Source organism: Paraburkholderia sp. NMBU_R16 (genome assembly GCF_013282575.1).
Lineage (GTDB): Bacteria > Pseudomonadota > Gammaproteobacteria > Burkholderiales > Burkholderiaceae > Trinickia.
This window is the reverse complement of record NZ_JAAAYE010000553.1, coordinates 1-230: the sequence shown is the minus strand read 5'-3', so window position 1 is coordinate 230 and position 230 is coordinate 1. Positions and strand designations below refer to the sequence as shown.

1 pseudogene is annotated in these 230 nt (G+C 72.6%); it reads left to right on the top strand.

Annotation, left to right across the window (positions count from 1 at the left end):
• Positions 1-230, top strand: a pseudogene (locus GWC77_RS29060) (TAL effector repeat-containing protein); the annotation flags it as partial.

The window sequence follows — 230 nt, the reverse complement described above, 5'->3', positions numbered from 1 at the left end:
CGGCGGCTCGCAGGCGTTGCGCACGGTGCGCGATCTCAGTGCCGCGCTGCGCGCGCCCGCGCTCGGCTACAGCAAGGACGACATCGTCAGGATCGCGGCGAACGGAGGCGGCTCGCAGGCGTTGCACACGGTGCGCGATCTCAGTGCCGCGCTGCGCGCGCCCGCGCTCGGCTACAGCAAGGACGACATCGTCAGGATCGCGGCGAACAGCGGCGGCTCGCAGGCGTTGC